Source organism: Gallibacterium anatis DSM 16844 = F 149 (assembly GCF_000379785.1).
GTDB classification, from domain to species: domain Bacteria; phylum Pseudomonadota; class Gammaproteobacteria; order Enterobacterales; family Pasteurellaceae; genus Gallibacterium; species Gallibacterium anatis.
On record NZ_KB903678.1, the window covers coordinates 39,961 to 48,367 of the forward strand.

An 8,407-nucleotide genomic window follows, 5' to 3' on the forward strand; every position below is an offset into this window, starting at 1 on the left:
GCACACCTTTTATTTATACGCTTGCTTGGCACTCCACCTCTTTCCGATAATCTGTAAATAAAGTAGGTAACGTTTTCACAATCGCTTCTAACTGTTTTACTAATGGAAGAAGTGCTGATAGCTCACTGTTCTCGCTACCTTGTTGTTGTAAATCAGATAATAATTTTGTGACATCCAGCATTGATTGCTCAAATTCCGGCTTACTAAGTTGTGCAAAATTATCCAATATTTCCACAATATGGCGAGAAATAGGATATAAATGAATCAGCATCTGTGTATTTAAATGTGAAATTCCCATTTGACTACGAAATGTTGCTAACGCAGAAATATAACTTAATAAGGCATAATTTAATTTCAATAAATCAAAGGCATTATTTAAACGTGATTTATCCTTATAGCCTTGATAATTAAGATTAGATACAGCGGTATTTAATGCCGTTGCATTATCATGTGCCTGACGGCGAATAATACGATATTTCAGATCATTATGATTACCAAATTGCAACTGCACAATAATCGTTAATAAATATCTCGCATTGCTCTTCAAAGCGTTAATTAACGTATAATTTAAACGCAGATATTTCCAATCCGGCCATAAATAAGAAACAGCTAATCCGGCAATAAAACAACCGATTAAAGTATCAATTGCTCTCGGTAAAGTAGCCGAAGCAATATCAACTCCAATAATATTAAAGCTCATTAATACCTGAATAGTAATAAAGAAAGTGGAAAAACTGTAGTTATTGGTGCGGAAAAAGAAGAACAAGCTACTAGCAATTACTACAATTCCCAATTTACTTTCCAAACTAGTGGAAAAATAAGGTAATAATGAACCGACTAATACCCCCAGAATCGTACCAATAATACGCTGTCTAAGTCGTGCCTGAGTAGTAGTATAATTCGGTTGGCACACAAAAACTGCCGTTAATAAAATCCAATATCCACGCTCAATCGGTACATTATTTGCAATTAAACAACATACCGTTACCACTATCGTCAAACGCACGGCGTGTCTAAATAATTGAGATTCAAATGTACATTGATTTTTAATCACTCGAAAAATATTTGCCAATCCGGTAATGCGATCCTGATGAATACGCCAATTAACTGTTGTGGTGTCAATATCTTTTGCTTTTGCATCCAAGCGGGATAATTGCTGCTCTATTTTATGGAAACTCTCCAATAAAATATTCAAATTACTTAAATGTTCACAATGCGGAAATTGTTGCTGGAAATGCTCGTAAGATTGTTGCAACTGTTCAAACGCATATCTGAGTTTTTTATGATAAATAAAGTTTTCATTTTTCTGTAGATGTTTCGCAAACGCCTTACATATTTTAGCCTGCAACTCAATTAAATAACGAATTCTAAAAATCAAATCACTATATTTCATATCTTTCAATAATTGCGGATAATCAAAATAGTTTGAATTAATTCTTTCGTGAATATCTTGCGCAATAAAATAGCTATTAATCATTTTTAATGTTGTATTAGACACATAACCGCCGGAGGAACGATAAAATAATGCGCTTCGACAAAGATTAAATGCCTGAACCACTTTACTGTTTGCCATCACCAATCGAGTTTGATATCGATCCAAATCCTGCTCGCGATTATCCGGATTAAATAATTCCGCTTTCGCCTGCAAATATTCAGCAAGTGATAAATAGGCTTTGGCTAAATTCTCCTGCACAGGTCGCAAAGGGAAAACAAGATAAATCAGCATCGTTAAGAAACTGTATAACGATGTGCCGACCAAAATAAGCAATGGATTAATAAACCAAATTTGATTCGGATCGTAAGCAAGAATAGTATAAAGTGCGACCACCAAACTGCCGAACGCAATCGTATTATAACGTTGTCCGATTGCACCTAACATTGTGAATAAAAAGGTTAAAATCGCCATTATTAAAATAAATAAATAATGATCGACAAAGGTGACCTGAATAACCAAAGAAGAAATAGCAAAGGCGATTAATGTATAAAAAAGATTTTTTAATCTGCCGCTTAAACGATTATCTAAATCAACCAAGCCACCGGCAATTGTCCCTAATGTCAATGGCATACTGACTGAAGCAATATCAAAATACCAAACGATTATTGACACAATATTCACCGCTAAAAAAATAGGAATAATGGCAATAACTTTGCTATTTAACCAGTTTGTATTTATTTTTTTTATTATTTGATGAATCATAATTCTATTTTTTAATTAAAAAATTTATTCTGTTTTAAAAAATTCGCATACTCTTTATCCACCACCCGTTGTCCAACCGGAAAGAGTGAAATACGAACCAATTTAAAATGCATAATACCGGTCGGTATACCGATAATAGTTAAACATTGAGTTACGCCAACAATAATGTGCATTATTGCCAACCACCAACCAAACAGGATAAACCAAACAATATTTAACACCGAACCTAAGCCATTCATTATCGGATGTTGCGGTTCAATCTGATTAATATGCACAATATCGTGTCCAAAAGGCACCAACGATAATTTAAAAATTTCCCAACAACTGCGCGTATAAGGCAAGGTCACAATTAACACTGCACTGACAAAAGTGGCGATTAGCCACCCTAATGAAGTGGCAAAACCGCCCAATACAAAATTTAAAAGATTAAAAATAAAACTCCACATATATTATTTCAAACGCTCCGTTAAATAACCTTGATAATCAGGAATTTGAATTTCTGTTTCTTGCGTGAACAATGGTGATGAAATTAAAAAATTAGCGGAAGCTTTGGTAATTGCGGTTGGAATATTCCAAACGGTAGCAATACGCATCAATGCTTTCACATCCGGATCGTGTGGTGCGGCATTCATCGGATCCCAGAAAAAAATTAAAACGTCTATTTTCCCTTCAGCAATTAATGACCCAATCTGTTGATCGCCGCCCATCGGTCCGCTCAATAAACTATGAATATTAAGTCCTGTTTCTTTTTGAATAAGATGGCCTGTCGTTCCAGTAGCCACTAAATGATGTTGTGATAATTGTTGCTGATGAGTTTTACACCACAAAATCAAATCCTGTTTACAATGGTCGTGTGCAACCAAAGCTACTGTTTTCTGCTGCGCCAATTTTCTAGTTGTTTGTTGCATAAATGACTCCTTTTTATAAAAATAAAGCGGACAAACTGCCCGCTTATTTTACCTTAAATCAATAACTAACCCTATAGGATTATTTTCCTTGCGCCCATTTTAAGAAACGTGCTTGAGTTTCTTTATCTGCCTGTTGATACCAATATTGCAACATTTGTTCTGCAACATTTTCACCTTGAACAGTAATTTTCGCTTTAGTTGCTTTTGCGCCTGCCGCAGTCGGAATGGCTGCCGGCATACTGACAGAAACTAAATTAGGCACAGCTGCCACGCCTTGAGAAGCGTTGTATTCAGCTAAATCTTCTGCAATACGAGTATCCGGGAAAATGCCGGTTTGTTTGAGAATATCTTGTTTGCTTGTCACAGTTTGATCTGCACTGGTTTTTACTACAATTTTTGGATCTTTAGCAAACATATTTGCATTACGCATATTATCTAAACGTGGTGCGCTAATGACTAAATCCTGATTTCCTGCTTGGAAAGTAACAATAATAGGATCAGATTCAAATAATGTTTTATCCGAACCGTTATCTACCACTTCAGATACACGAACAACAACTTGGTGTTTGTTGTTATCATTGATATTGAAACTGTTTTGAGATTTGGTAAGAGAGGATTTTGCTTTTTCACCGTCAATGGCAAGAAGAGAAATGTTTGGCGTTACGGTTACCGTTGCGGCTAAACTGCTCATTGAAACAGTTGCGGCGACACAGGCCAATGCAAAACGTGATAATTTCATGTACACTCCTAGTAAAAGTTAAAGCGAGTTTAAGAGGTTATTATCTTATGCCATTTCTTTTCAAAAGAACATAAAAATTTGGAGGGTTTCGTATGAAAACACAACAATTTATCGTTTATGGTCGTGTTCAATGCGTTGGTTTTCGTTATTTTACTTACCGCGAAGCGCAACGTTTAGGCATTTGCGGTTGGGTTAAAAATCAAAATGACGGCAGCGTTGCCGTGTTGGCGCAAGGCACGGAACAACAACTTGCCGACTTTCAACAGTGGCTGCAAAAAGGTCCGAAAACCGCTAATGTGACCCATTTGGAATGTTTTCCGATAACGGAACAGGAATCTTTAGAAGAATTTCGTATTTTGCATTAATTAACATCTACTTTACTTAATTGGCGGTTTTTCCATTTATTTATCATCACCGCAAAAATAAAAAGGACAGCTTGGGTCAATACAATCGTCGCACCGCTTGCACTGTCAAGGTGATAACTGATGATAATGCCGCCAATATTGGATACTAATGCGCTGCCAATCGCAATCAACAGCATTGTAGAAAAACGTTTACTCAATAAGTAAGCGGTAATTCCCGGCGAAATCAGCATTGCAACCACCAAAATCACGCCGACAATCTGCATCGCCAGCACGACTGACAAAGATAACAATGCCAACAACCCATAATGCAAAAAAGTGGTATTCAAGCCCATCACTTTTGCTTGCACAGAGTCAAAACAATAAAGCAACAAATCACGCCATTTACTGTAAATCAATACTAGAATTGCCGCTCCCACTGCCAACATTTGCCACATTTGTCGGCGATCAATGCCCAGAATATCACCGAATAAAATATGAGTCAGATGTTGATTGGTCTGCACCTGACCGAATAAAACCAAACCGAAGGCAAACATTCCGGAAAATACAATGCCCATAATGGTGTCTTCTTTCAAACGGGCGTGATTCTTCAAAAAGCCAATGCTGCCGGCACAACCGATTCCGGCTAAAAACGCACCTAACGTCAACGGTAGATTAAAGATAAAAGCCAGTACAATGCCGGGCAAAATGGCGTGTGAAATGGCATCGCCCATCAATGCCCAACCTTTTAATACCAAATAACAGGACAACACAGCACAGATTGTTGCAATCATTAAAGCGGTTATCAATGAAACCTGCATAAAGGGATATGAAATCGGTTCAATTAACCAAGCCAACATTGTGATCTCCTAATGTTTCCGGCTAACGTGATAATAACGTTGCGTAAAAAAGCCATATTTCGGCGAAAAAGCAAAAGCCAACAAAAACAGTAATGTTTGTAAGGTAACAATAATGCCGCCGGTTGCACCGTTCAGATAGAAACTTAAATAAGCCCCAAAACCACTGGTGAAAAAACCGAAAGCCACCGCAATTTTCAGCAACGTTTTAAATTTATCGGTTAAGAGATAAGCCGTTGCACCCGGTGTAACCACCATTGCAATCACCAAGATCGCACCGACAGTTTGCAACGCGGCGACAATACAGGCACTCAATAAAGTAAAAAATAATACTTTCAATACCGTTGGATTTAAGCCGCTCGCTTTCGCTTGAATTTCATCAAAAAAGACCAGTAATAGATCTTTCCAAAACAGCAATAACAGCATAAAACTGACCGCCAAAATGATCACAACTTGCCAAACATCACTATCAGCAATGCCCAAAATATTCCCCAGAATAATGCTTTGCACATCCACCGAAGTCGGATTTAGCGAAATCACAAATAATCCCAGCGCTAAAAAAGTGGTAAAAATAAAACCGATAATGGCATCTTCACGCAAAGGTGTAATTGCCTTTATCCATAAAATCGCCACTGCTGCCAAAATACCGGAAAAAAACGCACCAATCGCATACGGCAATGACAACGCATAAGCAATCGCCACACCGGGCACTACCGAGTGCGACAACGCATCGCCGATCAATGACCAACCTTTTAACATTAAATAAGCAGATAAAAAGGCACATACGCCGCCAATCGCCGCACTCACCCAAATCGCCTTAAACATATAATCATATTGAAACGGCAGTATCAGCAGATCCCACATATTATTTTCCTTTTTTACGATTGAGTAATGTTGCCGGCGGCTCATTTTTGGTTTTACCGTAGAACACCGCTGCCTTTTCATCATCCGTCAGCACTGTTACCGCGCGTTCATCGCCATCTTCGTGTAAATGTTCACCGTGCAGTTTGATATGACGCAACACACCACTGAACACTTTTTCCAGATTTTCTTGCGTAAAAGTGGTTGCGGTTGCACCGCTGGCAATAACAGTTCGATTAATCATTACCACCTGATCACAATAATCCGGCACACTACCTAAATTATGCGTTGACACCAAAATTAAACGCCCTTCCTCGCGTAACTGCTGTAATAAATTAATAATAGCCACTTCTGTTTGCACATCTACACCAGTAAAAGGCTCATCCAACAAAATAATCCGGCTTTGCTGAGCTAATGCTCTCGCTAGGAACACCCGTTTTTTTTGACCACCAGAAAGCTCTCCAATTTGGCGATTTTTCAAATGAGTAATATCCATTCTTGCCATCGCTTGTTCAACTGCTGCTTTATCTGCAGCTCTGGCCATACGCAAAAAATTCATATGTGCATAACGCCCTTGCATTACCACATCGTAAACAGAAATCGGAAATTGCCAATCTACCTCTTCACTTTGTGGCACATAGGCGACAAGATGTTGCTTCAGTGCTTGTTTAACACTTTTATCACATAATCTAATCTGCCCTTGTTGTGGTGTAATTAATCCCATAATGCTTTTAAACAGTGTTGATTTTCCACTACCATTTACACCAATTAAGGCACAAATAGTGCCACCCTCAAGATGAAATGACATTTGTTGAATTGCCGTATGTCCGTTATTATAACGCACACTAATATTATCAACCACCAAAGAAGCTGAATCAGTCATTCTGTTTAAATCCCTGTGTTATTGTGTTAACTGTGACTGTCAATAAATCAAGAAACGTCGGCACCGCACCATCCGGTTGCGAAAGTGAGTCCACATAAAGCACCCCACCGTAATTGGCGCCGGTCTCTTTTGCAATCTGTTTTGCCGGCTTATCGGAAATGGTGCTTTCACTAAAAATCACCGGCAATCGATGTTTACGCATCTGTTCGATAACGTGACGAATTTGCTGCGGAGAGCCTTGTTGTTCAGCATTAATCGGCCACAAATATAATTCAGAAAAGCCATAATCTTTAGCTAAATAACTAAATGCGCCTTCACTGGTGACTAACCAACGTTTTTCTGTAGGAATAAAAGCCAACTGCCGCTGAAATTTCTTATCTAATTCAATCAGTTTTTGTTGATAAACCGCTGCATTATGGTTGTAATTATCCTGATGTTGCGGATCATATTTCACCAATGCTTTACGGATATTTTCTACATAAATCATTACATTTTTCGGTGACATCCAAGCGTGAGGATTAGCAAAACCTTGATAAGGCCCTTTGTAAATGGATAAAGGTTCAACCCCCTCACTAACAATTACACTCGGCACACTAGGCAAATTATTAAAAAAACGCTCAAACCACTGTTCCAAATTCAAGCCGTTCCATAAAATCAACTGAGCATCCTGTGCTTTAACAATATCTTTTGGTGTTGGCTGATAATTATGAATATCTGCACCCGGCTTAGTAATCGATTCCACAACAGCACTATCACCAGCAACATTCTGCGCAATATCCCGAATAATAGTAAATGATGTGATCACTTTAAACGGTTTTGCCATTGCCAGCGGTGCAATCAGTAGTAAAAGCAATAACAGTGCTTTTCTTAACACTACTTTTCTCCTTATCTTCATCACTTTCACTATCCTACCACAACGATCCATATTTGAGAATAATTCTCAACTACAAACATTTCGCTGGCTTAGGCAAACCTGCTAATTTTGTTGCCTGTTTTGCCGGTCCATCAGGAAATAAACGCTGTAAATAACGGCTATTCCCTTTGTCTTCTCCCAATTTCTGCGCCATTGCTTTAACTAACATCCGGATAGCTGGCGAAGTTTTATATTCTTGATAAAAATCACGCACAAAATGGATCACTTCCCAATGAGCTTCAGTCAATGTCAATGCTTCACGCTCTGCCAATATTTCAGCCAAAGCGGGAGTCCAATCCTCACTATTTAATAAATAACCCTGTGCATCCAATTCAATTTTTTTACCGTTAAAATCTAACTGTGCCATAATATTCCTCTGTTTTTTTAGTTATTGTACAAAATTTTATGTTCAATAATCGCTTAAATTACCTATCGTTACAATTTACAAGCCATAAAAAAACCACATCGATTGATGCGGTCAGACTGTTGACAAACCTCTAGACATACCTCTAGAGGTTTGATCTAATAGGCATATCGAAAAAAGGAAATGCCTATGCTCAAAAATACACCCTCACTCCAATATGAAATCGAGATGATAAGTCTCGAACAACTCGTTCCAAAAGACCACCTTGTCCGTAAAGTCGCGAAAGCCATCGATTTTGACTTCATTCGTGATGAAGTGGCGCATCTCTATTGCCATGACAACGG

10 protein-coding genes and 1 pseudogene are annotated in these 8,407 nt (G+C 38.2%); 2 read left to right on the top strand and 9 right to left on the bottom strand.

Features of this window, described 5'->3' with window-relative positions:
• Positions 1 to 13 precede the first annotated feature (13 nt).
• The 4 genes from yccS to A3EO_RS0102710 all read right to left on the bottom strand — a co-directional run bounded on the left by yccS (position 14) and on the right by A3EO_RS0102710 (position 3,844).
• Entirely contained in the window at positions 14 to 2,197 is a 2,184-nt protein-coding gene (gene yccS / locus A3EO_RS0102695; RefSeq protein ID WP_018345882.1) for a YccS family putative transporter, read from the bottom strand.
• 11 nt (positions 2,198 to 2,208) lie between these two features.
• Entirely contained in the window at positions 2,209 to 2,643 is a 435-nt protein-coding gene (locus A3EO_RS0102700) for a YccF domain-containing protein (RefSeq protein WP_013745105.1), read from the bottom strand.
• A gap of 3 nt (positions 2,644 to 2,646) precedes the next feature.
• Positions 2,647 to 3,105 carry a methylglyoxal synthase gene (locus A3EO_RS0102705; RefSeq protein WP_013745106.1) on the bottom strand — a complete coding sequence of 153 codons (459 nt, stop codon included), beginning with the start codon at positions 3,103 to 3,105 and terminating at the stop codon, positions 2,647 to 2,649.
• Between the two features lie 79 nt (positions 3,106 to 3,184).
• Positions 3,185 to 3,844, bottom strand: coding sequence for a curli polymerization inhibitor CsgI-related protein (locus tag A3EO_RS0102710; protein ID WP_018345883.1), 660 nt, complete (start codon positions 3,842 to 3,844; stop codon positions 3,185 to 3,187).
• A gap of 92 nt (positions 3,845 to 3,936) precedes the next feature.
• On the opposite strand from A3EO_RS0102710, the gene A3EO_RS0102715 reads away from it, so the two are divergent.
• The gene (locus A3EO_RS0102715; protein WP_018345884.1) at positions 3,937 to 4,209 is read left to right on the top strand and encodes an acylphosphatase; all 273 of its coding nucleotides are present in this window, start codon (positions 3,937 to 3,939) and stop codon (positions 4,207 to 4,209) included.
• Here A3EO_RS0102715 and A3EO_RS0102720 read toward each other — a convergent pair.
• From A3EO_RS0102720 to A3EO_RS0102740, 5 genes are read right to left on the bottom strand one after another with little or no spacing between them, the layout of a single operon-like run.
• Positions 4,206 to 5,045 carry a metal ABC transporter permease gene (locus A3EO_RS0102720; RefSeq protein ID WP_018345885.1) on the bottom strand — a complete coding sequence of 280 codons (840 nt, stop codon included), beginning with the start codon at positions 5,043 to 5,045 and terminating at the stop codon, positions 4,206 to 4,208. The genes A3EO_RS0102715 and A3EO_RS0102720 overlap by 4 nt on opposite strands.
• 9 nt (positions 5,046 to 5,054) lie before the next feature.
• Positions 5,055 to 5,906 carry a metal ABC transporter permease gene (locus A3EO_RS0102725; RefSeq protein ID WP_018345886.1) on the bottom strand — a complete coding sequence of 284 codons (852 nt, stop codon included), beginning with the start codon at positions 5,904 to 5,906 and terminating at the stop codon, positions 5,055 to 5,057.
• Position 5,907: 1 nt separating this feature from the next.
• Positions 5,908 to 6,786, bottom strand: a complete 879-nt coding sequence (locus tag A3EO_RS0102730; protein WP_018345887.1) for a metal ABC transporter ATP-binding protein — start codon at positions 6,784 to 6,786, stop codon at positions 5,908 to 5,910.
• A complete protein-coding gene (locus A3EO_RS0102735) occupies positions 6,779 to 7,681 on the bottom strand; it encodes a metal ABC transporter substrate-binding protein (RefSeq protein WP_169333122.1) in 903 nt (300 codons plus the stop codon). Before A3EO_RS0102735 ends, A3EO_RS0102730 begins: the two co-directional genes overlap by 8 nt.
• A gap of 49 nt (positions 7,682 to 7,730) precedes the next feature.
• Positions 7,731 to 8,066 (bottom strand): TusE/DsrC/DsvC family sulfur relay protein, encoded by a 336-nt coding sequence (locus A3EO_RS0102740; RefSeq protein ID WP_018345889.1) that lies wholly within the window; start codon positions 8,064 to 8,066, stop codon positions 7,731 to 7,733.
• Between the two features lie 186 nt (positions 8,067 to 8,252).
• Here A3EO_RS0102740 and A3EO_RS13295 point away from each other — a divergent pair.
• Positions 8,253 to 8,407 (top strand): annotated as a pseudogene (locus A3EO_RS13295) (IS5/IS1182 family transposase); the annotation flags it as partial.